At 55.8% G+C, this 21860-nt stretch carries 23 protein-coding genes; 13 read left to right on the forward strand and 10 right to left on the reverse strand.

Going from position 1 to position 21860, the window contains the following annotated elements:
• The first annotated feature begins 21 nt into the window (after nt 1-21).
• Together olsB and olsA are read left to right on the forward strand one after the other, a co-directional pair.
• Nucleotides 22-801: an L-ornithine N(alpha)-acyltransferase gene (gene olsB, locus TG4357_RS00655; protein WP_058261145.1), complete on the forward strand. Its 780-nt coding sequence runs from the start codon at nt 22-24 to the stop codon at nt 799-801.
• Between the two features lie 14 nt (nt 802-815).
• The gene (gene olsA / locus TG4357_RS00660; protein ID WP_058260944.1) at nt 816-1628 is read left to right on the forward strand and encodes a lyso-ornithine lipid O-acyltransferase; all 813 of its coding nucleotides are present in this window, start codon (nt 816-818) and stop codon (nt 1626-1628) included.
• 60 nt (nt 1629-1688) lie between these two features.
• Here olsA and mnmA read toward each other — a convergent pair whose 3' ends face one another.
• On the reverse strand, nt 1689-2828 hold the full coding sequence (gene mnmA, locus TG4357_RS00665) for a tRNA 2-thiouridine(34) synthase MnmA (RefSeq protein WP_058260945.1): 1140 nt from the start codon (nt 2826-2828) through the stop codon (nt 1689-1691).
• Nucleotides 2829-2952: 124 nt separating this feature from the next.
• Between mnmA and sciP the strand changes: the two genes are divergently transcribed.
• From sciP to TG4357_RS19905, 5 genes are all read left to right on the forward strand, one after another.
• Nucleotides 2953-3231 (forward strand): CtrA inhibitor SciP, encoded by a 279-nt coding sequence (gene sciP / locus TG4357_RS00670; protein WP_058260946.1) that lies wholly within the window; start codon nt 2953-2955, stop codon nt 3229-3231.
• A 104-nt stretch (nt 3232-3335) separates the two neighbouring features.
• Nucleotides 3336-4052, forward strand: a complete 717-nt coding sequence (ctrA, locus tag TG4357_RS00675) for a response regulator transcription factor CtrA (protein ID WP_058260947.1) — start codon at nt 3336-3338, stop codon at nt 4050-4052.
• A gap of 101 nt (nt 4053-4153) precedes the next feature.
• On the forward strand, nt 4154-6709 hold the full coding sequence (gene ligA, locus TG4357_RS00680) for an NAD-dependent DNA ligase LigA (RefSeq protein ID WP_074646799.1): 2556 nt from the start codon (nt 4154-4156) through the stop codon (nt 6707-6709).
• Nucleotides 6706-8796, forward strand: coding sequence for an ATP-dependent DNA helicase RecG (recG, locus tag TG4357_RS00685; protein WP_058260948.1), 2091 nt, complete (start codon nt 6706-6708; stop codon nt 8794-8796). The genes ligA and recG overlap by 4 nt, the downstream gene beginning before the upstream one ends.
• A 152-nt stretch (nt 8797-8948) precedes the next feature.
• On the forward strand, nt 8949-9071 hold the full coding sequence (locus tag TG4357_RS19905; protein WP_267886183.1) for a hypothetical protein: 123 nt from the start codon (nt 8949-8951) through the stop codon (nt 9069-9071).
• Nucleotides 9072-9272: 201 nt separating this feature from the next.
• Here TG4357_RS19905 and TG4357_RS00690 read toward each other — a convergent pair whose 3' ends face one another.
• On the reverse strand, nt 9273-9728 hold the full coding sequence (locus tag TG4357_RS00690) for an iron-sulfur cluster assembly scaffold protein (protein ID WP_058260949.1): 456 nt from the start codon (nt 9726-9728) through the stop codon (nt 9273-9275).
• Nucleotides 9729-9776: 48 nt separating this feature from the next.
• Here TG4357_RS00690 and hisI point away from each other — a divergent pair, with 48 nt between their 5' ends.
• On the forward strand, nt 9777-10154 hold the full coding sequence (hisI, locus tag TG4357_RS00695) for a phosphoribosyl-AMP cyclohydrolase (RefSeq protein WP_058260950.1): 378 nt from the start codon (nt 9777-9779) through the stop codon (nt 10152-10154).
• Between the two features lie 52 nt (nt 10155-10206).
• Here hisI and gluQRS read toward each other — a convergent pair whose 3' ends face one another.
• The 4 genes from gluQRS to TG4357_RS00715 all read right to left on the reverse strand — a co-directional run bounded on the left by gluQRS (nt 10207) and on the right by TG4357_RS00715 (nt 14737).
• Nucleotides 10207-11079 (reverse strand): tRNA glutamyl-Q(34) synthetase GluQRS, encoded by an 873-nt coding sequence (gene gluQRS / locus TG4357_RS00700; RefSeq protein ID WP_058260951.1) that lies wholly within the window; start codon nt 11077-11079, stop codon nt 10207-10209.
• Nucleotides 11076-12422 (reverse strand): methylenetetrahydrofolate--tRNA-(uracil(54)-C(5))-methyltransferase (FADH(2)-oxidizing) TrmFO, encoded by a 1347-nt coding sequence (gene trmFO, locus TG4357_RS00705; RefSeq protein ID WP_058260952.1) that lies wholly within the window; start codon nt 12420-12422, stop codon nt 11076-11078. Before trmFO ends, gluQRS begins: the two co-directional genes overlap by 4 nt.
• A 40-nt stretch (nt 12423-12462) precedes the next feature.
• Nucleotides 12463-13776 carry a cytochrome-c peroxidase gene (locus tag TG4357_RS00710; protein WP_058261147.1) on the reverse strand — a complete coding sequence of 438 codons (1314 nt, stop codon included), beginning with the start codon at nt 13774-13776 and terminating at the stop codon, nt 12463-12465.
• Nucleotides 13777-13951: 175 nt separating this feature from the next.
• Entirely contained in the window at nt 13952-14737 is a 786-nt protein-coding gene (locus TG4357_RS00715; protein ID WP_058260953.1) for an enoyl-CoA hydratase, read from the reverse strand.
• A gap of 57 nt (nt 14738-14794) precedes the next feature.
• Here TG4357_RS00715 and TG4357_RS00720 point away from each other — a divergent pair, with 57 nt between their 5' ends.
• On the forward strand, nt 14795-15214 hold the full coding sequence (locus tag TG4357_RS00720) for a PaaI family thioesterase (RefSeq protein ID WP_058260954.1): 420 nt from the start codon (nt 14795-14797) through the stop codon (nt 15212-15214).
• Between the two features lie 61 nt (nt 15215-15275).
• Nucleotides 15276-16397 (forward strand): acyltransferase family protein, encoded by a 1122-nt coding sequence (locus TG4357_RS00725; RefSeq protein WP_058260955.1) that lies wholly within the window; start codon nt 15276-15278, stop codon nt 16395-16397.
• 40 nt (nt 16398-16437) lie between these two features.
• On the opposite strand, the gene TG4357_RS00730 is transcribed toward TG4357_RS00725, so the two are convergent.
• On the reverse strand, nt 16438-16671 hold the full coding sequence (locus TG4357_RS00730; protein WP_074646779.1) for a DUF1127 domain-containing protein: 234 nt from the start codon (nt 16669-16671) through the stop codon (nt 16438-16440).
• Between the two features lie 96 nt (nt 16672-16767).
• Between TG4357_RS00730 and TG4357_RS00735 the strand changes: the two genes are divergently transcribed.
• From TG4357_RS00735 to rpsI, 3 genes are all read left to right on the forward strand, one after another.
• On the forward strand, nt 16768-18144 hold the full coding sequence (locus tag TG4357_RS00735) for an aminotransferase-like domain-containing protein (RefSeq protein ID WP_058260956.1): 1377 nt from the start codon (nt 16768-16770) through the stop codon (nt 18142-18144).
• 181 nt (nt 18145-18325) lie between these two features.
• A complete protein-coding gene (gene rplM / locus TG4357_RS00740; protein ID WP_058260957.1) occupies nt 18326-18787 on the forward strand; it encodes a 50S ribosomal protein L13 in 462 nt (153 codons plus the stop codon).
• 3 nt (nt 18788-18790) lie between these two features.
• The gene (gene rpsI / locus TG4357_RS00745) at nt 18791-19279 is read left to right on the forward strand and encodes a 30S ribosomal protein S9 (protein WP_058260958.1); all 489 of its coding nucleotides are present in this window, start codon (nt 18791-18793) and stop codon (nt 19277-19279) included.
• A gap of 133 nt (nt 19280-19412) precedes the next feature.
• Here rpsI and TG4357_RS00750 read toward each other — a convergent pair whose 3' ends face one another.
• The 3 genes from TG4357_RS00750 to ppk2 form a co-directional block, all read right to left on the reverse strand.
• Nucleotides 19413-20057 (reverse strand): TorF family putative porin, encoded by a 645-nt coding sequence (locus tag TG4357_RS00750; protein ID WP_058260959.1) that lies wholly within the window; start codon nt 20055-20057, stop codon nt 19413-19415.
• Between the two features lie 180 nt (nt 20058-20237).
• Nucleotides 20238-20855 carry a TetR/AcrR family transcriptional regulator gene (locus TG4357_RS00755; RefSeq protein ID WP_058260960.1) on the reverse strand — a complete coding sequence of 206 codons (618 nt, stop codon included), beginning with the start codon at nt 20853-20855 and terminating at the stop codon, nt 20238-20240.
• Nucleotides 20848-21717 (reverse strand): polyphosphate kinase 2, encoded by an 870-nt coding sequence (ppk2, locus tag TG4357_RS00760; protein ID WP_058260961.1) that lies wholly within the window; start codon nt 21715-21717, stop codon nt 20848-20850. The genes TG4357_RS00755 and ppk2 overlap by 8 nt, the downstream gene beginning before the upstream one ends.
• Between the last annotated feature and the right edge of the window lie 143 nt (nt 21718-21860).

Genomic DNA, 21860 nt, shown 5'->3' on the forward strand with positions numbered 1-21860 from the left:
ATGCGGGATAAGAAAGAACTGATGGCCATGAGCGCGCCGCAATTTTCTGTAAAACTGGCGGAAACCGAGGCGGAGTTACAAAGCGCACAGCACCTGCGCTACCGGGTTTTTGTCGAAGAGCTTGGCGCTGGGGGTGCCTTGGTCGATCATGATCAGGGGCTGGAAAAAGACCAGTTCGATCCATTTTTCGATCATCTAATCTTGCGCGATGAAGCCCGTGAAGGTGACGCTTCGCAACAGGTGGTCGGCGTTTACAGGGTGCTTCGCTCCGATCAAGCCGTGAAAGCGGGACAGTTCTATTCGGAAGATGAATATGATCTGACCGTTCTGAAAAACAGCGGGCGCAAATTATTGGAACTGGGTCGATCCTGCCTGCATCCCGATTATCGGGGCGGGGTGGCGATGCATCATCTGTGGACTGCGCTGGCAGCCTATGTTTTCGAGCATGAGATCGAGGTTCTGTTCGGTGTGGCCAGCTTCCACGGAACCGACCTGCACTCCTTGGCGCAGCCGTTATCGATGCTTTATCACAATCATCTGGCACCCGAAGATCTGCGGGTACGGGCGCAACCGGATCATTATGTGGATATGAATTTGGTCCCCAATGATCAACTCGACCGGCGCCGGGCCATGTTGGAAGTGCCGGCGTTGATCAAGGCCTATCTGCGTCTGGGTGGTTTTGTCGGTGATGGTGCCTTTGTCGATCACAGTTTCAACACTACGGATGTGTGTCTGATCATGGATACGAAACGCCTGAACGAAAAACAGAAAAACATTTATACCAAAAGGGTTGCGCGGTGACTTCAACGTGGGACATGCCGCCGGAACCCACGCCCGAACCGATTCCGCCGATGGGATGGGTCCGGGTCGCCCTGCGGGGCGGCGCGTTGGCGATCCTTGTCTTTGGTGGTTTGCTGATCTTGTTGCTTGTGCGCGTTTTCGAACGTCCGATCTATGGCTTGCGACGCCCGGTTACACCGCACGTTACTCAATTCGTCTGTCGCAATGCGTTCCGCGTTCTTGGGATGGGGTTCGCCACCCAAGGCCAATGGATGAAACAGCGCGGTGCGGTGGTGGCGAACCATTCGTCCTGGCTTGATATTTTCACGCTGAACGCCCGCAAGCGGATCTATTTCGTATCGAAATCCGAAGTCGCCGGGTGGCCGGGGATCGGTTGGTTGGCCCGCGCGACCGGAACCGTGTTCATCAACCGAGATCCAAAAGAGGCAAGAGCACAGAAGCAAATTTTCGAGGACAGGCTTCTGGCTGGTCATAAGTTGCTGTTTTTCCCAGAAGGCACGTCGACCGATGGAATGGTTGTTTTACCTTTTAAATCAACGCTTTTTCAGGCGTTTTTCAGCGATCACCTGAGGCACGAGATGCACATTCAACCCGTAACCGTTGTCTATCATGCCCCAGACGCGGCGGATGACAGATTCTATGGCTGGTGGGGCGAAATGGATTTCGGATCACATCTGCTCAAGGTGTTGGCCGCGCCGCGGCAGGGAAAAGTAGACGTAATTTATCACGATCCGGTCGCAGTTGACGATTTTCCAAACCGCAAAACGCTTGCCGCCCATGTCGAAGCGACGGTGCGATCGGGCATGCCAAACGATCGGCAGGGGTAGCGGTCGTCTAATCATCCAGAAAACAGACCGAAATCCGTTGCGATCCCGGTCTGTTCGCGTTCAGCCTTTCCATATCCAACCGCCGCCACAGATGCGGCTGCCATCGGTTTCATAGAAAACGCAGGCCTGCCCCGGCGAAACGCCTTCTTCCGGGGCCAGAAGCTCAACCTCGGCTTCGGTGGCCGATAGCGGCCGAACGATCGCTTCGCGTGGCGGTCGGGTGGACCGGACCTTGACCGACAGATGCCATTCGGGCCGCGACTCGAATGGTTCGTCGCCAAGCCAGTTGATTTCGCGTACCGGTACGCGGCGGGTGGCCAGCATTTCCTTGGGTCCAACGACGACCTGTTTTGCGTCGACATCCAGCTTGACCACATACAGCGGATCGCTCAATCCGCCGATACCAAGCCCGCGGCGTTGACCGATGGTGTAATGGATCACACCTTTGTGCCGGCCCAGAACATGGCCTTCCAAATCCACGATATCGCCCGGTTCCGCCGCGCCGGGGCGCAATTTTTCGATCACGCTGGCGTAATCACCATTCGGGACAAAGCAGATGTCCTGACTGTCGGGTTTGTCGGCCACCGCCAATCCGTATTTTTCTGCCAACGCCCGGGTTGCATCCTTGGACGGCAAATGGCCCAGCGGGAAGCGCAGGTATTCCAGTTGTTCGGGTGTGGTTGAAAACAGGAAATAGCTCTGATCGCGATTTGCATCCGCAGCACTGTGCAGTTCCGGGCCGTTTGGCCCATTTTTGCGCTGAATGTAATGACCGGTGGCCATGCAATCGGCCTCCAGATCGCGGGCGGTTTGCAACAGATCCTTGAACTTCACCCGTTCATTGCAGCGGATACAGGGCACCGGGGTGGCTCCGCCCAGATAACTGTCGGCGAATTCGTCGATGACTGCATCCTGAAAGATATTTTCGTAATCCAGAACGTAATGGGGGAAGCCCATTTCTTCGGCCACCCGGCGGGCGTCATGGATATCGATCCCGGCACAGCAGGCACCTTTCTTGGCCAAAGCCGCGCCATGGTCGTAAAGTTGCAACGTGACACCGACCACGTCATAGCCTTCTTCCGCCAGTTGCGCCGCAACGACGGAACTGTCGACGCCGCCCGACATCGCAACCACTACCCGTGTTTCCGACGGGGGTTTGGCAAAGCCAAGCGAATTGAGTTTGGTGCTATCGTCCAACATGTAAACGACTCCTCTGGAAAGTCTGCGAGAATATAGGAAAATTGCAGATACTCTCAAGGCCCGCTTTCACTTCCCGTTAAACCTGTAACGCAACACTGCCTTGCATCAAAGAAGGAGCAGGACAATGTATCTGAAAAAGGTGGAAGGTCCGCGCGCGATAAGGTTGCCGGACGGCACGGTGATGACCATGGCGGATTTGCCTTCGACCAAAACCCGCCGTTGGGTCGCCAGCCGTAAAGCCGCAGTGGTGCGTGGGGTTCTTTACGGTTTGATTTCAAAAGATGACGCCATGTCTCGCTATGGGCTCAGCGATGAAGAATTCCGGGAATGGACTTTGGCTATGTCAACCTATGGCGAGCACGCGTTAAAGGCGACTACATTGAAAAGGTATAGACAACCATAGGTAGGTATCTATAATCTGTCTTACGGCGATAACGGGCGGTTAACCTTTTTTGTTCACGGTTAATTCCAGCGAAATCTGTCTAGGGCCGATTATGGAGAATTATAATGCGTATATTATTAGTTGAAGACGATCCGACCACTTCGAAAAGCATCGAATTGATGCTGACCCATGCCAATCTGAACGTCTATACGACTGATCTGGGGGAAGAAGGTATCGATCTGGCCAAACTTTATGATTACGATTTGATTCTTCTTGATCTGGGCCTGCCTGACATGAACGGGCACGAAGTGTTGCGTCAGTTGCGTTTGGCTCGGGTGGAAACGCCAATTCTGATCTTGTCCGGCACAGATGATACCGACAGCAAGATCAAGGGATTCGGCTTTGGGGCGGATGATTATCTGACCAAACCTTTCCACCGCGATGAATTGGTGGCGCGGATACACGCCATCATTCGCCGTTCAAAGGGACATGCGCAATCGGTCATCCGCACCGGTGAGGTGAATGTAAACCTAGACGCGAAAACCGTGGATGTCGGTGGTAAGACTGTGCATTTGACCGGCAAGGAATATCAGATGCTGGAACTGCTTTCGCTGCGAAAAGGAACGACGCTGACCAAAGAAATGTTCCTCAATCATCTTTATGGCGGCATGGATGAACCAGAGCTCAAAATCATTGATGTCTTCATCTGCAAGTTGCGCAAAAAGTTGAGTACTGCGACAGGCGGCGATAATTATATCGAAACCGTCTGGGGCCGTGGTTACGTGCTGCGCGATCCGGAACCGGAAGCACTTGATGAGACGCGGATCGCTATCGGGGCCTGAAAGCTGAACACCCGGTCTGGACCTCGTCCGCCTGCGCCCGTATCACTTTTCAAAGTGTATTTTTGGGGCGCAGCACCGTGTCGGAAAAAGTCGTCGATCAGCTGAGCGAAGAAGAAGCCAGAGCCGAGCTGGAAAGGTTGTCGCGCCTGCTGGCCGCGGCAAATATCGATTATCATCGCAAAGACGCGCCGGAATTGTCCGATGCCGATTACGATGCACTGAAACGGCGCAACGCCGAGATCGAGGACCGTTTTCCGCATCTTAAGCGCGGCGACAGCCCAACAGATCAGGTTGGTGCCGCTCCGGCAGACGGTTTCGGCAAGGTGACACATGCGGTGCGTATGTTGTCGCTGGGCAATGCCTTCGACGATGGTGACGTGCAGGAATTTGACGATTTCATCCGCAAATATCTTGGTCGGGGCATCGAATCGGTGGCCTATACTGCGGAACCCAAAATCGATGGACTCAGCCTGTCGCTGCGCTACGAAGGCGGAACGCTGGTGCAGGCGGCAACGCGCGGCAACGGTGAGGTGGGGGAAAACGTCACTGAAAACGCCCGCACAATTGCGGATATTCCGCACCATTTAACCAATGCACCCGACGTGCTGGAAGTGCGCGGTGAAGTATATATGAGTCACGCCGATTTTGAGGCGTTGAACGCGCGGCAGATGGAAAAAGGCGACAAGCTATTTGCCAACCCGCGCAACGCCGCCGCCGGATCGCTGCGCCAGCTCAATCCGGAAATTACCCGCGAAAGACCGCTGAAGTTTTTTGCCTATGCCTGGGGGGAGTTGTCAGAGCCCCTTGCCGATACTCAGCACGGGGCCATGGCGCGGCTGGCTGCGCTTGGTTTTCATATCAATGACTTGACCCGCCTTTGCGATGGTGTCGATGAAATGATCGCTCATTACCGGTTGATCGAGCAGAAACGCGCGACACTCGGCTATGACATCGACGGGGTGGTGTACAAGGTTGACGATCTGGGCCTGCAGGCACGGCTGGGATTCCGATCTACGACGCCACGTTGGGCGATTGCGCATAAATTTCCTGCCGAACTGGCTTGGACCCGGCTGGAAGCGATCGACATTCAGGTCGGGCGCACAGGAGCGTTGAGCCCGGTGGCGCGATTGGCACCGGTAACGGTGGGTGGTGTGGTGGTCAGCAATGCCACCTTGCATAACGAAGATTACATCGCCGGGCGCGATGCCAAGGGCGAACAGATCCGCGGCGGCAAAGATATCCGGGTCGGCGACTGGGTGCAGGTCTACCGCGCTGGCGACGTGATTCCAAAGCTGGCGGATGTGGATATTTCAAAACGGCCCGAGGATGCGGAACCCTATGTGTTCCCAACCCGCTGCCCTGAATGCGGATCGGACGCGGTACGCGAAGAAGGAGACGCGGTGCGCCGCTGCACTGGCGGTATCATTTGCCCGGCGCAGGCTGTTGAAAAACTGAAACATTTCGTATCCCGCGCGGCCTTCGATATCGAAGGGCTAGGGGCTAAACAGGTGGAATATTTCTACACCGACGACTTGCTGCCAGTGAAAGAACCGGCAGATATCTTCACCATAGAAGCTCGGGACAACGCAAACTTAGCCAAACTTGCCAATCGAGAAGGTTGGGGAGAAAAGAGTGCGAGCAATCTGTTTGCGTCCATTCGTGGAAGAAAGACCGTCGAACTTCCCCGCTTTATCTTCGCTCTTGGTATCCGCCATATAGGTTCAGAAGTTTCTCGTGATCTAGCTCTGTTTCATCGGCGTTGGAACGCCATCGTAGAAACAAATGAAACGGTTAAAAATAAACGTATCGAACTCGCGGTCTCAACTTGGCTCCCAAAATTTGCAGGACACAACACAAACTGGATAGAGTTATTTGAGACAGCATGCGAATTACGCGAGTTTGAACTGAACTTTTGGAACAAGTTGTTCAAATACAAGGGCGTAGCAGGAATTGGTCTTTTAGGTAACCTTCGTAAAGTGTTCGGCCGAAACCTCACCCAGGTTGATGCCGTCAAGGCTAAACAGATTTTTGAACTCACGTTTAAAAACACTAAACAATACCCTGACAAGTATGATCAAGCGATCAATGAGTTCGGAACCATTGAAGCGTTTCAATGTGCGCTGGTTGTTAAAACAGATGCAATACGGTTTCACTGGGCACGATTTGCTGGTCTCCTTGGCTTCTCTCAACCAGAGCACCTTTGGGAAACTCTAGGGGGCTGGAGTACAGCATCAAAGAAGCTTGAGGGTCACATTAAAAAAGACACTGCTCTCTGTTCAGAGATGTTACCCCTTGTCGGGCATGGTGAAGCAGTCGTGAATTCACTAATTCACTTCTTCGCTAATGACGACAATGTAGCGGCACTCAATCGTTTATTAGCTCATGTTGAGCCTCAAGAGTTTGAACAACCCACGATGAAAGAAAGCCCGGTGGCTGGTAAAACGGTTGTCTTCACCGGCACGCTGGAAAAAATGACCCGGGCCGAAGCCAAGGCGCGGGCCGAAGCGTTGGGGGCCAAAGTGTCGGGATCGGTCAGCAAGAAAACCGATCTTCTGGTGGCCGGACCCGGGGCCGGATCGAAGGCGAAAAAGGCGGCGGATCTGGGTGTGGAAACCATCGACGAAGACACCTGGCTGGAGATGATTGAGGGGCTATGAGCGGGCGTCCGGAACAGTTGTTTCCGCTATTCGCGGGACTGGAAACGCTGGACGGCGTTGGACCGAAGACAGCGCAAAACCTGACCCATCTCGATATTACCCGACCACGCGATTTGCTGTTTACCTTGCCGCATTCCGGCGTCGACCGCTCAAGGCGCGACACGGTGCAGGGTGCGGTTCTGCCGGATGTTTTGACCGTTGAGGTGACGGTAGGTCCCCATCGCGCCCCAAGGTCGCGTGGCGGTGCCTATCGTGTGACGGTCGAAGATTCCCAGACATCTTTCCAACTGGTGTTTTTCCATGCCCGTGGCGAATACCTGAAAAACCTGCTGCCGGTTGGCGAACGCCGGGTGGTTTCGGGCAAGATCGAAATGTTCGACGGGATTGCCCAAATGGTGCATCCCGATCACGTCCTGCCGGTCGCGGAAGCGGGAGAAATTCCCGCCTTTGAACCGGTTTACCCGCTAACCGCCGGGGTTAGCTTGAAACAGATGACCAAAGCGGTGCGGTCTGCCATCGCCCGCGTTCCGGATCTGCCGGAATGGATCGATGCGGAACAGAAGGCGCAGTCCGGTTGGCCCGATTGGGCCGATGCCGTTCGGGATGCCCATGCGCCGCATAGTCTTGGAGATCTGGCCGCATCCGCACCGGCGCGGGAACGACTGGCCTATGATGAACTGATGGCGCATCAGCTGACCCTGGCTCTGGCACGCAGCAATCTGCGACGGGCCAAGGGGCACCGGACCAAGGGCACCGGCGCATTGCAGGCGCGGGTGATGACCGCATTGCCGTATCGGCCCACCGGGGCACAATTGCGGGCGATTGGTGAAATTCAGACCGATATGGCGGCACCTTTGCGGATGAACCGGTTGCTGCAGGGCGATGTGGGGTCGGGCAAGACGCTTGTCGCCTTCATGGCGCTCTTGTTCGCGGTGGAAGCGGGCGGGCAGGGCGTTATGATGGCCCCGACAGAAATCCTGGCGCGTCAGCATCTCGAAGGGCTTCGTCCCTTGGCCGAAGAAGCCGGTGTTGTGCTGGAAATTCTAACCGGTCGGGACAAAGGGGCAGAACGTAAGGCCAAGCTGGCGGCATTGGAGCGCGGAGATATCCAAATGCTGGTCGGCACCCATGCGGTGTTTCAAAGGGACGTGGAATTTAATGATCTGCGGCTTGCCGTGGTCGATGAACAGCACCGTTTCGGGGTCAGGCAACGGTTGGAATTGGGCAAGAAGGGCGAAGCGGCGGATGTTTTGGTGATGACGGCAACTCCAATCCCGCGGTCGCTGGCCTTGGCGCAATATGGCGATATGGATGTGTCGGTGCTGGATGAAAAACCACCCGGTCGCAAACCGATCAAAACGGTTCTGGTATCCTCGGGCCGGATCGACGAAGTGGTGGACCATCTGCGCCGCGCCGTCGCCGAGGGCAAGCAGGCCTATTGGGTCTGTCCATTGGTCGAAGAAAGCGAAATCGTCGATCTGACCGCCGCCGAGGATCGGTTCAAACGGTTGCGCGCGACCTTGGGCGAGGGCGTGGTCGGATTGGTCCATGGCCAGATGCCGCCAGCGGAAAAGGACGCGGCGATGGCCCGTTTCGTGTCCGGTGAAACGGCCGTTCTGGTCGCCACCACGGTGATCGAAGTCGGGGTCAACGTGCCCAATGCCACGATCATGGTGATAGAGCGGGCCGAGATTTTCGGGTTGGCCCAACTGCACCAATTACGTGGCCGGGTCGGGCGCGGCAGCGCGGAATCGACATGCCTGCTGATGTACCAGCCCCCGCTGAGCGAAAGCGCTGAACGCCGTCTGACCACCTTGCGCGATACCGAGGATGGCTTCCGGATTTCAGAAGTCGATCTGGAAATGCGCGGAGCGGGGGATCTGATCGGGACCGCGCAATCGGGGGTTCCGCGATTCCGGGTCGCCGATCTGGAACGGCAATCGGCGCTTATGGCCGTGGCGCAATCCGATGCCCGCAAGCTGATGACCGATGACCCGACTTTGGGTTCCGCCCGAGGCAAAGCCGCGCGAGTGTTGCTGTGGTTGATGGAACAAGATCAGGCTATTCGTTTGATTTCAGTTGGATAGCCTGTATTTTTCCTGCTGCCTGTGGTTGATGTGGTGCTTTTAGTCTGGTCGCGTATTCTTTTTGTTCGCAAATGTTCTCAAAAAGTTCTTTACTCGACTCGATTGATATGAGAACAAAAGGGCAACAAGCGAGTTGCCAAGGAGAGCCGCCCATGTTTCGCGAAATCAAATCCATTATCGACCGGTCACAAGATACCCTGTTGTCCGACGCGATTGGCGCGGCGGCCCTGATCACCATGTTCGTGATCGGTTTGCATCTGCCGTTGATTGCCTGAGTTTCTGCCCGCACGGTCCTGCCAGCCCCGTCTGTCGCGCGATCTGTCCCCATGATGCGCATCGTGACACTGCCTGTCCCACGTCACCGGGAATTGCCTCTTCCCTTTTGACGGGTCACTGGAACTGCACAGGACCGTGTATCTTCTCCGCCGCCACCCAAACGGGTGTGCGGCGGTTTTTTTTGGAATTTGGCAAAGGGGTCAGGCGCAGTTGCTGGCGTCACGCGCTTGATCGAAGGCTTCTAGAGTCGCTTCGAGAACCAGCATGATCGAGGCATGGCGATTTTTGTATTCCCGTGCTGGGCGCAGCACCTCAAGCCCGTCAAAAGGGGCCGAGGGTGTCGGCCCGTCGGATTTCAGCATCTCTTTCAATTCGTCTCGAGCGCGTTCTATCTGATCGCGGTTGCAGCCTTGGATATGCGCCCCGACAACGGAGGCCGCAGCCTGACCCAAGGCGCAGGCTTTGACATCCTGTCCGAACTGATCAATCTTGTCGTCCTTCAGCGTTATATCCACCGTCACTGTCGAGCCGCAAAGCGGCGAACGACGCTTGACGCTGGAATCGGGATGATCGAGCCGATCCGTATGCGGAATGTTGGCGGCCAGTTCCAAAATTCGTGCCGAATACAGTTTAATCAGATCGTTAGTGTCGCTCATGGCTTTTCCTTTTGGCCGCTTCCCCATAGATAGGCGGCGGATACGAAGATGCAAAAGGTTTTTCACATGTCCTTCGATGCTGCGACACTAAAGTATGATGCCAATGGGTTGATCCCTGCGATTGCTCAGGATGACGCGTCAGGCGAAGTTCTGATGATGGCCTGGATGAACCGGGAATCGGTCGAACGCACGCTGGCCAGTGGTAAGGTGACCTATTGGAGCCGGTCGCGGCAAAGCTTCTGGGTCAAGGGCGAAAGTAGCGGCCATGTTCAAGAACTGGTCGATTTTCGGGTCGATTGCGACCGCGATTGCCTGCTGGTGGTGGTGAAACAGACCGGACCGGCCTGCCACACCAACCGGCGCAGTTGTTTTTTCACTGCGGTGCGCAATGGCGAAGAAGTCGAGTTGATGAAGCCCGAAATTTAACGGGCACTGCCCCGGTCGCGCTTTGAGTGACTACCGGGGGGCAAGATGAAAATCACAGACCGACCATCCGGCGGATGTCCCGTGGTGTTGCCCCCTCGGCGCGGTATTTGGCGATGGCGCGGGCGTCGTCGCGTTTGGCGAGACGTTTGCCAGTCTCGTCGCGGATTAGTTTGTGATGGGTATAGATCGGGGTCTCGAGACTCAGCAGATGTTGCAGGATGACATGGATTTTGGTCGCCTCGAACAGGTCTTTGCCCCGGATCACATGACTGATTCCCTGAACTGCATCATCTAACACCACTGACAAATGGTAAGATCCGATAAAATCTTTGCGCGACAGGACGATATCGCCAACGGTAGCGATCATGTCCTGCGCTGTGAACCCTAAACGCGACGGTGGGTCGGTCGCGACAGGGCCGGTTTCATCGAACCCGAACGACGTGTCGGTCGGCAGTTGCCACAGGGCAGCCTGCATATCCAGACGCAAGGTGGTGTTTTCTGGCATCGGACCAGTCCGGAGCGCGGCGACCCTGCAGGTGCCCTGATAGATCAGCCCATCAGGCCCGTGGGTCGGTTCGCTGCCTTCCTGCGGCGCACTTGACGCGGCGACAATATCGCGCCGGGTGCAATGACAGGGATAGAGCAGACCGCGATCCCACAGGGAGTGCAGAGCGGCGAGGTAGGCCGACAGACGATCAGATTGCCGCATCGGGGTGTCGTCCCATTCGATGCCCAACCATGTCAGGTCTTCGTAAATCCGGTCTTCCCATTCGGGGCGTGACCGGGTGGTATCGATATCTTCGATCCGGAGTAGGAATCGCCCGCCCACTGTGCGCGCGGTATCGTGCGCCAGCAGAGCGGAATAGGCGTGCCCCAGATGCAGCGGCCCGGTCGGGCTAGGTGCGAACCGGGTCGCGAATTTCATTCATCTTGACCTTTAAGCCATTGAGAAAATTCCGATTTGGCACGGTCAGTATAAGCCTTGTAACGGTCTTTGCGACCACGGCGTCCGCCTTTCAACCCGTCCACCGGGCGAAACAATCCGAAATTCACGTTCATGGGTTGGAACGTTTTGGCTTCGGCACCGCCGGTGATGTGATGGATGAGCGCCCCCATGGCACTGTCCTGCGGTGCGGTATCCAAGTGGATGCCGAGGATTTCGGCCGCAGCCAGCCGGCCCGCCAAAAGCCCCATCGCCGCGCTTTCGACATAGCCTTCGACGCCGGTAACCTGACCGGCAAAGCGAATATTTGGCTTCGACTTCAACCGCATCTGGTCGTCCAGCAGCGTTGGTGAGTTCAAAAAGGTGTTGCGGTGAATGCCGCCCAGCCTAGCGAAGCTGGCATGTTCCAGCCCGGGGATCATCCGAAACACGTCTGTTTGGGCGCCGTATTTCATTTTTGTCTGGAAACCTACTATGTTATAGAGCGTTCCTAATGTATTGTCGCGGCGCAACTGCACCACTGCATAGGCTTTTTCTTCAGGTTTGTGGCTGTTGGTCAGGCCGACGGGTTTCATCGGTCCGTGGCGCAGGGTTTCGCGGCCGCGTTCAGCCATGACTTCGATCGGCAGGCAGCCGTCGAAATATCCGGCGGTTTCGCCGTCATGGAATTCGGTCTTTTCAGCGGCCAGCAAAGCGTCGATGAAAGCTTCGTACTGATCTTTGGTCATCGGGCAGTTGAGATAGGCCTTTTGTTCTTCTTCGGTTTCGCCCTTGTCATAGCGAGATTGTAACCAAGCCACGTCCATATCGATGCTTTCGGCATAAACAATAGGAGCGATGGCATCGAAAAAGGCCAACCGTTCAGCCCCGGTTTCAGCCTGAATCGCGGTCCCAAGCGCGCTTGAGGTCAAGGGTCCGGTGGCGATGATCCAATGTCCATCTTCTGGCAGGTCGCGGATCTCTCCCGGCTCTACAGATACATTGGGATGATCCATCAACGTGTTGGTAACAAAGTCGGAAAATGATTCTCGATCTACCGCCAAGGCGCCGCCAGCGGGCAGGCGGCAGCGATCTGCCATCGCCATGATCAACCCGTTCGCGGCGCGCATTTCCCAATGCAACAGGCCCACCGCATTTTGTTCGTCATCGTCCGAGCGGAACGAATTGGAACATACCATTTCGCCCAATTTGCCGGTCTGATGGGCAAAGGTTTCGATTTCGGGACGCATTTCGTGGATGACCACCTGAACGCCCATATTCGCGGCCTGCCATGCCGCTTCGGAACCGGCCATTCCGCCGCCGACGATATGTAATTTTTTATCCATGTCGCGCGATGTAGGCCAAGCCGCGCGGTTTGGGAAGCCCTCAGCGATCCACAGGCAGGCCCGAGGGCACTGTTTCGGGGATACCCAGACGGCCTTTGGTGGATTCCGCGTCGGTCAACGCATTCAGGAACGCCAGAATATCGTCGACTTCACCATCGCTCAACTCCGTCGGTTCCAGTTCGATCGCGGCGGCGATGAAGGCGACTTCCAGACCTTCATCGAAGGCTTGCCAGTCATTGATGACATCAACATCGTGCAAGATGGCCTGCCTGCGGTCATATTGGACCAAGGACTTCACCGGATCTAGGTGATGGCGCACCATGCCTTCGAGTGTTGGAAAGGCCCCGGAATGACCATAGGGCGCGGTCAGCGCCACATTGCGCAGCGATGGGGTGCGGAAGCGATAGCTGTCACGCGGATCCCCGGTCACCATTTCGCGGCCCAGATCGACATAGGGACGGTCATCCAGTTCGTCATCCCCTTTGCCTGGGCCGAACTGCGGCACGCCGATGGCGTGAAAATCCTGGTCGCTTTGAAAGGTGCCTGAATGACAATCTGCACACCCGGCTTTGCCGTAAAACAGGTCCATTCCGCGCTTTTCTTTGTCGTTCAGTGCCGTTTCATCGCCAGCCAGATAAGCATCGAACGGGCTTTCGCAGGCTTGGAATTCGAAATTGATGAATTCAGCCATGGCAATGGCGATATCGGTGATATGGACAGGTGTGTCAGAACCAATCAAAGTATCGAACTGGGTCCGGTATTCCGGAATGGCGTCAATCCGCGCGGCCAGAATTTTCCATCCTTTTCTTTCATTTCCCCTCTCCAGCGCATCTGCGACCGGGTTTTCACCGTCCTGCCCAAGCATTTCTTCAGCAGAGAGCAGCGGCATCAAAGCCTGCACAGCCAAGGATGATGGCATCAACCGGTCAAGCGGACGGTCCCTTGGGGTCATGAAACCAAATGTGGCGTCGTCTTCGACTTCAACCCGGCCATCATGAAATTGGGCAGTGTATTCCACCGCGCCGACATTCCAAAGCGCAGGCGCATTTCGCGGCACGCGGTTTTCCACATTGGCACCGTTGAGCAGCTTTCGATCTGGCCCCAATCCAGTCCCGCCTTCGCCGATCGACAAGGATACGCCGTCAGCACTGCCGAACTTGGGGTGGTGACAGGTGGCGCAGCTGATATTTTCGTTGCCCGAAAGAACCGGATCGTAAAAAAGTTGCTGACCCAGTTTGACGCGCGCCATGTCGGGTTCTGGAAAGGTGTCATGGTCGACCGGAGCGGGCAGGTTAGCGGCTTGTAGCAACCCGGCCTGAAGCGTCAATGCGCCAACCGCAATCCAATTTTTCATGGTAAAAATTCCCATCCAATAAAAATTCCCTGTCGGGACGCTTGCCAGAATAGCAGATCGGGCCCTGTGTCGAAAGGTTTCTGCAACAGAATGAAATCGATATCATCCTGTCAGCAAGATCCTTTCAACAGATTAATGGAGTTGAGCCGAAAGGTTGCGCAGCCCTTTGCTGGTTTTACTGGTTCCAATCAGGGGGACGTTTTTCCAGAAAAGCCGAAATGCCCTCGGCCGTGTCGCGGTAAAGCATGTTTTGCGCCATTACATCGCCCGCGTAATCATAGGCTTCGGAAACCGGCATCTGGATCTGATTGTAAAAGGCTTCTTTGCCGATCTTGACCGCGGCCCCCAGTTTCGACGCCACCAGTTCCGCCAATTCCAGCGCCGCCGCATCGAGTTGATCATGCGGTACAACCTTGTTCACCAAACCAAGCGTTTCCGCTTTGTCGGCGGGAATAAATTGGCCGGTGGTCAACATCTCGAAGGCCTGTTTACGCGGAATGTTGCGCGACAAGGCCACCATCGGTGTCGAACAAAAAAGTCCGATATTCACACCATTGACGCCAAAGCGGGTGCCTTCGGCAGCGATGGCCATATCGCAGGCCGCGACAAGCTGGCAACCTGCGGCGGTGGCAATCCCATGCGCCTGAGCAATAACGGGTTGTGGCAGCTTCTGGATCGACATCATCATCCGCGCGCAACGTTCGAACAAGTCCTTGAAATAAGCCTTGCCGCCGTCTTCGGCCTGACGGCCTGCGGTCATTTCTTTCAGGTCGTGTCCGGCGCAGAACACCTTGCCAGCCCCGGACAGAGTGATGGCGCGAATCGTCGTGTCATCGGCGAGCCGGTCAAATTCATCCTGCAGCGCCGCTAGCATGGCATCGCTCAGCGGATTGAGCTTGTCGGGATTGTTCAGTGTCAGTCGCGCAACCGCGCCGGTGTCGTGACGTTCCAATAATGCCATCTTGTCCTCCTCGATTTCTCGGGCAAGTCTACGCACAGAGTTTGAGGGAGGGAAGAGATGGCCGCAAAAATGACCGGACCGGAATTGATGGATTTTCTGGAAACCGTGTTTCCGCAGGTGAAAGACGATTTCGAAATCGAAGAAGTCACCGACATGCGGGTGAGGGTGCGGATGAAAATTGCCGAGCGGCATCTGCGCCCGGGCGGTACGGTTTCCGGCCCATCGATGTTCGCATTGGCCGATTGTGCGGTTTATATGGCGGTGCTGGCGATGATCGGTCCCGAAGCTTTGGCCGTCACCACTAACTGTTCGATGGATTTCATGCGCAAACCTGCCGCACGGACCGATCTGATTGCAGAGTGCCGGTTGTTGAAACTGGGCCGCGTGTTGGCCGTCGGCGACGTTCTGATTTATTCCGAAGGGGGAGAGGCACCAGTGGCACGCGCAAGCATGACATATTCGGTCCCGCCGCGTTGATCTTTGCGCGACTGGTGAGGCGTGCTAGGACCAAAACACAGGCTTGGTAAGGATATTTTACGTGGCAGCCACCGACATCGCGGACGATCTGGATCGCAATGCCGCGTTTCAAGCTTATCGCGCCACCACCCGTTTCGGCAGCCTCGACGGGCTGCGCGGCTTATGCATCGGGGCGGTTTTGTGGCACCATTCGCCACTGACCCCGATCTATCTGGATCATCTGCAACTGGCAGGGCGGGGCTTTGCCGGGGTGGATTTCTTTTTCGTCCTCAGTGGATTTTTGATCACAACGCTGTTGCTGCGGGAAGAGGTGGCAAAGGGGGGCTTTTCCCTGCGCGGCTTTTATCGGCGGCGTTTGCTGCGGATTGTGCCTGTCTATTTTCTGGTTGTGACACTGGTGGCTGCCTATTTCATTGGCTGGAAAGGGCAGGGGCAGTGGTTGGACATGCTGCCGTATTATTATCTGTTCCTGTCGAATTTTCTGGTCGGAGACATCCCGCTTCTTGATCCTACTTGGTCGCTTGCGGTCGAGGAGCAGTATTACCTAATCTGGCCCTTGACGCTTTTGGTTCTGCCACGGCGCTGGATCGTCCCTGTTCTGACCGTCGGCATCACGCTGAATGTCGTGGGTGGAGCCGGGTTGTTGCAACGGGTCGGGATCGCAGCCTTCGATATAGGCCCCCTGCATATTGCCCTGCCGACGGCGACTTACGCACCGATCCTGATCGGGTCACTGTTGGCGTTGACGCTGCACGCATCGCGCGGATTTACGATGCTGCACAGGCTATGCGGCGGGCGTTTCGCCGCGCTGTTATGGATGCTGGTGGTGCTGTTTGCGCTACAGTTTTTGCCCTTCGATCTGAACGGTTGGCCCAATCTGGTGCTGCATCTAACGATGGCATTGGCGTTGGCGTCACTGGTGGTGCGTGAAGATAACGGATTGCATTCGGTCCTGAACTGGTTTCCGCTGCGGCGGGTGGGGCAGGTCAGCTATGGCATCTACCTCTACCACCTCATCGCGTTGCATTTCGCCACCGTCGGTTTGACGGCGTTCGGAGTAGCGAATGGCTGGATTGTGTTGGTGTTTTACGTTGCTCTGTCGAGTTTGATCGCCGAATTGAGCTTCCGTTTCTTTGAAGCGCAATTTCTGGCACTGCAACGGCCACAAAAAAAGCCGGGGTAAAAACCCCGGCTTCCAGTACGTCCCGGCACGGACGGGGATGTCAAGCGCGCCAGAACGGGCGACGGGCCTCCGTATAAGCCGCGTCACGTGTCAAACCGATGTCGCAAAGCAGGCTGTCAGGCAGCTGTGCCAGTGCTTTGCGGGTGCTATTTCGCATGTGCCATTTGGTGACCGTCACAGCAAACGCCAGCGCAAAACGAGCCACGACCGGCGCGTTCAGGTTCAGATCATAGTTGATGATCTGTGCGGCGAAGACAGGCTGTTGTTGTGACATGGAACAAATCCTTCAATTGTATTGACACAATGTAACTGCATTGCTACAAAAAAACGGATACAATTTATGACACAATAGGTCCAGAAAAACATTGTTATGGGTACAAATTGGGCGCCTGACCTCGCTTCAACTGGAAAATCGAAATACAAGGCCTTGGCAGATAATATTCGTAACGCGGTCGCCGAAGGGCTGTTGCCTAGCGGTGAAAAACTGCCTCCGGTGCGCGAATTAGCCTATCAGCTGTCGGTGACGCCAGGCACTGTTGCGCGCGCTTATTCGATCCTCACGGAAGAAGGTGTTTTGCAGGCGGGTGTTGGGCGCGGCACATTTGTTGCTGAAATTCAGGCCCGAACCGATCCTGCACATGCCTGGCCGCAGATGTTGAACCTGCGCAGCCCGCAATTGCCGGATGTTGGTCAAAGCCAATTGCTGCGCGATGCGTTGCGCGAAACTGCGGATACCGTTGTTTCCGAAGATCTGCTTTCCTATCCCAGCCGGGCAATGGATTTGCCGCTACGCCGGGCACTGCGCCGTTGGATGGCCGACCTTCCCATCGGGACCTTCACAGCAGAAGACATGGTGTTGACCCACGGTGCGCAAAGCGCAATTTCACTTGTGATGCAGACCGTGTTGCGTGGGCGTGATCCGGTGGTGGCCGTGGAAAACCTGACATATCCCGGGTTTCGTCGTGCCGCTGAATTGTGCCGGGCCCGAGTGGTAGGGATCGATTGCGATGACGAAGGGCCGCGAGTTGATCATTTGGAACAAATGGTCCGCGATCACGGGGTACAATTGTTTTGCACCTCGTCCGAAGTCAGTAATCCCACAGTGCGCTTTACCACTGATCGTCGTCGCCGCGAAATTGCGGCTATGGCGCAGCGTCTTGGGCTGCATGTTTTGGATGACGATTGTTATGCTCTTGGAACACATCGCGCCGAAAGTTACCATTCGTTGGTGCCTGAGTTCGGCTGGTACGTGTCTTCTTTGTCGAAAACACTGACGCCGGCTTTGCGCATCGGGTATGTGGTTGCGCCGCGCGATCGGGTGAAGGATTTGGTGCGCACCACGGCGTTCAGCCATTTTGGAATGTCGCGTCCGCTGACCGAGTTGGCCCTGAACTTCATGTCCGATCCGCGTTTGTTAAGCGTTGCTGCGCGGGGACGGGCACGGATCAATGAACTGGTTCGGATGACCGTTAATCATCTGGGGCGTTATGACGTGACCTGGAACGAAGATGTTCCTTTCCTTTGGTTGCAATTGCCGAAGGGGTGGCGGGGCCCCATTTTCGTGCGTGCCGCCGAGGAACAGAATGTCATCCTGAAGGGCGCCGAGGAATTTACCCTGCGCGATGCCCGAACACCCCATGCCGTGCGTATCGCAGTTAACGGGTTGGTCGATCCGGCTTGTTACGAGGCTGGAATCGTCCGTCTGCGCAATCTTTTGGACAATCCGAGAGAAGAAATCACAGTTTGAGCCGCCAGATGCTGAAATGAGTGGGGTAAAATAATACCTATTTTATAAGTTATTGAAATTGTGCAATATATTGAGCATTGTTGCGCTTGACGTGAAATTTGCGCCCTGTATAACCCGGCAATCGAATTCGGAACGCGGGACTGACGCCTGCTTCCATAACTGAACCAAGGGTAATCCCGCGATGAAAACTTTCTCTGCTACTCCGGCAGACATCGAGAAGAAGTGGATCGTGATCGACGCCGAAGGTGTCGTTCTGGGTCGTCTCGCCTCGATCGTTGCCATGCGCCTGCGCGGCAAACATAAAGCGACTTTCACCCCCCATATGGATATGGGCGACAATGTGATCGTCATTAATGCTGACAAGATTCAGCTGACCGGCAAAAAACGCTCGGACAAAAACTATTACTGGCACACCGGCCATCCGGGCGGCATCAAAAGCCGTACCGCAGGTCAAATTCTGGAAGGTGCCTATCCTGAACGTGTCGTGACCGCCGCGGTCAAGCGCATGTTGCCGGGCAACCGTCTGAGCCGTCAGCAAATGACCAATCTGCGCGTCTATGCCGGTGGTGAGCACCCGCATGAAGCCCAGAACCCTGAAGTTCTGGACGTTAAATCCATGAACTCGAAAAACACCCGGAGCTAATCGATGACCGATCAAATCAATTCGCTCGAAGAGCTGGGTGCAGTGGCCGGCGAAGTCGCCGCTGTAGTCGAAGAAACCATCATTCGCGAACCCGTTCGTGATGATCTGGGCCGTTCCTATGCCACCGGCAAACGGAAAGACGCGGTCGCCCGCGTCTGGATCAAGCCGGGTTCCGGCAAGGTCACCGTCAACGGTAAGGACCAAGACACCTATTTCGCCCGTCCGGTGCTGCAGCTGATCCTGCGTCAGCCGTTTCAGGTTGCCGGTGTCGAAGGGGAATTCGACGTGGTTGCCACTGTCAAAGGCGGCGGTCTGACCGGTCAGGCCGGTGCGGTGAAGCACGGCATTTCCAAGGCTCTGCAACTTTACAATCCCAGCCTGCGTGGCGCTCTGAAAGCCGCCGGCTTCCTGACCCGCGATAGCCGCGTTGTGGAACGTAAGAAATACGGTAAGCGCAAAGCCCGTCGTTCGTTCCAGTTCTCGAAGCGTTAATCTGCTTTCTACGGAACAGAAATTTCAGAAAGGTCGCCTTTTGGGCGGCCTTTTTGCTTTCTGAGCATTCGCCTGACCAAAAAAAAGGCGGGCCACAAGGACCCGCCAGCGCTTGATTGAAACCTTGGGGGGATCAGCCGCCCATGAGGTTGAAATCGTAGGACACGGTCAGCGACAGCGTGCCGGCGCTGTCATCGGCGTCTTCGTAAAGCAGTTCGATTGCTGCGCTATCAGTCAGCGCATAGGAGACGCCGATTTCACCGAAGATGTTGCCATCCGCTTCGCTGTGACCGATTTCACCGGCCAGCGTGAATTTGTCATTCAGCGCGTGTTCCAGACCCAGGGTGGTTTCGATCGTTGAAGCATCCGGATCCCAAGCGAATCCGAGCGCGCCGCTGGTGCTGTCGGTCAGCGCCGCCGAAAGTTCGAAGGCGATGTCATAGCTCTGATAGCCACCATTGTTCAGATAATAGCCGGTTGTGGTGATGTCATAGCCGAGCGTGTCATTGATATCGGCACCATAGCCGAGCGAAAGTTCGATTTCTGCATCATCGGCTGGATCTTTATACAGCGACCCAATCCAGATGCCGCCGTGGAAACCGTTCAGTTCGCCTTCGATATAGCCCTCGACGGTGTTTTCTGCGTGCTCCAGCCCGTCTGAAGTGTCGAAAGCAGCTGTTGCCGCAACGCCGGCGCTCAGCACCAAGCCGTCAGCCTGTGCCATGATGGGCAGAAGAGAATACGCCGATACTGCGACAATGGTCATTTTGATGTTCATGTTTGCGTCCCTTATTCGGTCAAAAGTAATTCCCTCGCAGCGCTTTATGCGTTGCGATTGGGGTCGTTTTTGACTGGCTGGGAAGCTGGCTAATAAACCTGATTAAATTAATTAGTTAAAGCCGGTGCAAAGGTCCAGAGGCGAAGCGTGGAGGTGGTATTTATATCAGTCCGGTGGGCGTCACTGATCCGGGTCGATCAGGCCAAGCCCGCGCAGATAAATCCCGATACCGGATTCCAGCAGGTCTTCGGGGGAAAAAGGCGATTGGCGTCCGGGGGAATTGCGGGCAAACAATTCGACAACACCATGGCTCAGCGCCCAGATATGTGCGGAAAACATGCTGGCAGGGGGGCGTTTTTCCGGTGGGATATGTTGTGACAGATCCGAAGCGGCCTTTTCCAATACGCCCCAGGCCCGTTGCGCGACCGCGGCCAGTTCGGGGGTCCGATTCACCGATACGCCGCTTTCGAACATCGCGATATAATGGCCGGGATATTTACGCGCAAATGCGAGATAGGCTCGTCCGGTCGCTTCGAATGCGGAAAGCGCCGACGGTTGGCCTTTGTCATAGGCATATTGCATCACATCGGCGAAAATTTCATACCCCTGCCGCGCGGCTTCTGCGATCAGGTCTTCGCGGCCATCGAAATGCCGATAGACCGCAGCCGGCGTCACGCCCGCCTGCTTGGCCGCTTCTGACAGGGTAAAGCCGGTCGGACCCTTTACTTCGATCAGTTGCAGCGCGGCTTCGACCAGTGCCTGACGCAGATTGCCATGATGGTAGCCGCGTTTAGCCATCCCAGAGTTCCGGACCACCACAAATCGAGGCATCGATTGATCCAATCGCTTTCAAATTCTTGCGGTCATAGTCGATCGCGCTCAGGACTTGGCGCATCGCCGCCAGCCGGGCGCGTTTCTTGTCATCGGACCGGATCACGGTCCAAGGGGCGTGTACGGTATGGCTCAGTGACAGGGTTTCACCGATCGCTTTTGAATACTCGTCCCATCTCTTCAGCCCCTCGACATCGATCCAGCTCAACTTCCACTGTTTCAACAGATCGTTTTCGCGGGCGAGAAAGCGTTTCAACTGTTCGGCGCGGCCGACATTGAGCCAGAATTTGAACAGCAAAATCCCTTCGTCCACCAACATTTTTTCAAATTCCGGTGCCTGACCGAAGAAGTGTTCGCGCTGTTCATCAGTGCAAAATCCGAATACCTTTTCCACTACGCCGCGATTGTACCAACTGCGATCGAAGAACACGATTTCACCGCCTGCGGGCAAGTGATCAACGTAGCGCTGGAAATACCATTGGGTGGCTTCCTTTTCGGTGGGTTTGGACAGCGCCACCACACGCGCACCGCGCGGATTGAGGTTTTCGCGGAACCGTTTGATCGTTCCGCCCTTGCCGGCCGCATCACGGCCTTCAAAAAGGATCGCAACACGCACGCCGGTGTCGCGGGCCCAGCCCTGCATTTTTGCCAGCTCGATTTGCAGGGCCCGCAATTCTTTTTCATAGTGTTTTCGACCCATCCGTTCCGAATGCGGGTATTTCGGGTTCAAAATATCGTCTTTATCGCCCCGCTTGATCGTGTCGCGGATATGTTTGGGGGCGTCATTTTCGAAAAACTTGGTGATCGCGCCGTCAAAGGGCAAATCCATCTGTCTCTCCATTATTCTTTGTTTTCAATATGGGGGGATATGGTGGTCAGCGCAATCCAGCACTTTGTGCGGCCGGTGAATGGCTGCGGTCACATCGTCCCAGACGGTATGGTGTGGGTATTGCCGATACCTGAACAGCGGTA

It is taken from the genome of Thalassovita gelatinovora, from assembly GCF_001458355.1.
GTDB lineage: Bacteria > Pseudomonadota > Alphaproteobacteria > Rhodobacterales > Rhodobacteraceae > Thalassobius > Thalassobius gelatinovorus.

Excerpts from the sequence above, each read along its gene's own strand:
- TG4357_RS00710 (WP_058261147.1), bottom strand. The coding sequence starts at position 13,776 with ATGAAAAATTGGATTGCGGTTGGCGCATTGACGCTTCAGGCCGGGTTG.
- TG4357_RS00735 (WP_058260956.1), top strand. The coding sequence starts at position 16,768 with ATGGGTACAAATTGGGCGCCTGACCTCGCTTCAACTGGAAAATCGAAA.
- TG4357_RS00715 (WP_058260953.1), bottom strand. The coding sequence starts at position 14,737 with ATGGCATTATTGGAACGTCACGACACCGGCGCGGTTGCGCGACTGACA.
- olsA (WP_058260944.1), top strand. The coding sequence starts at position 816 with ATGCCGCCGGAACCCACGCCCGAACCGATTCCGCCGATGGGATGGGTC.
- TG4357_RS00755 (WP_058260960.1), bottom strand. The coding sequence starts at position 20,855 with ATGGCTAAACGCGGCTACCATCATGGCAATCTGCGTCAGGCACTGGTC.
- recG (WP_058260948.1), top strand. The coding sequence starts at position 6,706 with ATGAGCGGGCGTCCGGAACAGTTGTTTCCGCTATTCGCGGGACTGGAA.
- TG4357_RS00750 (WP_058260959.1), bottom strand. The coding sequence starts at position 20,057 with ATGAACATCAAAATGACCATTGTCGCAGTATCGGCGTATTCTCTTCTG.
- TG4357_RS00730 (WP_074646779.1), bottom strand. The coding sequence starts at position 16,671 with ATGTCACAACAACAGCCTGTCTTCGCCGCACAGATCATCAACTATGAT.
- rpsI (WP_058260958.1), top strand. The coding sequence starts at position 18,791 with ATGACCGATCAAATCAATTCGCTCGAAGAGCTGGGTGCAGTGGCCGGC.
- TG4357_RS19905 (WP_267886183.1), top strand. The coding sequence starts at position 8,949 with ATGTTTCGCGAAATCAAATCCATTATCGACCGGTCACAAGATACCCTG.
- ctrA (WP_058260947.1), top strand. The coding sequence starts at position 3,336 with ATGCGTATATTATTAGTTGAAGACGATCCGACCACTTCGAAAAGCATC.
- olsB (WP_058261145.1), top strand. The coding sequence starts at position 22 with ATGGCCATGAGCGCGCCGCAATTTTCTGTAAAACTGGCGGAAACCGAG.
- mnmA (WP_058260945.1), bottom strand. The coding sequence starts at position 2,828 with ATGTTGGACGATAGCACCAAACTCAATTCGCTTGGCTTTGCCAAACCC.
- ppk2 (WP_058260961.1), bottom strand. The coding sequence starts at position 21,717 with ATGGATTTGCCCTTTGACGGCGCGATCACCAAGTTTTTCGAAAATGAC.
- sciP (WP_058260946.1), top strand. The coding sequence starts at position 2,953 with ATGTATCTGAAAAAGGTGGAAGGTCCGCGCGCGATAAGGTTGCCGGAC.
- TG4357_RS00690 (WP_058260949.1), bottom strand. The coding sequence starts at position 9,728 with ATGAGCGACACTAACGATCTGATTAAACTGTATTCGGCACGAATTTTG.
- trmFO (WP_058260952.1), bottom strand. The coding sequence starts at position 12,422 with ATGGATAAAAAATTACATATCGTCGGCGGCGGAATGGCCGGTTCCGAA.
- hisI (WP_058260950.1), top strand. The coding sequence starts at position 9,777 with ATGCAAAAGGTTTTTCACATGTCCTTCGATGCTGCGACACTAAAGTAT.
- TG4357_RS00720 (WP_058260954.1), top strand. The coding sequence starts at position 14,795 with ATGGCCGCAAAAATGACCGGACCGGAATTGATGGATTTTCTGGAAACC.
- gluQRS (WP_058260951.1), bottom strand. The coding sequence starts at position 11,079 with ATGAAATTCGCGACCCGGTTCGCACCTAGCCCGACCGGGCCGCTGCAT.
- rplM (WP_058260957.1), top strand. The coding sequence starts at position 18,326 with ATGAAAACTTTCTCTGCTACTCCGGCAGACATCGAGAAGAAGTGGATC.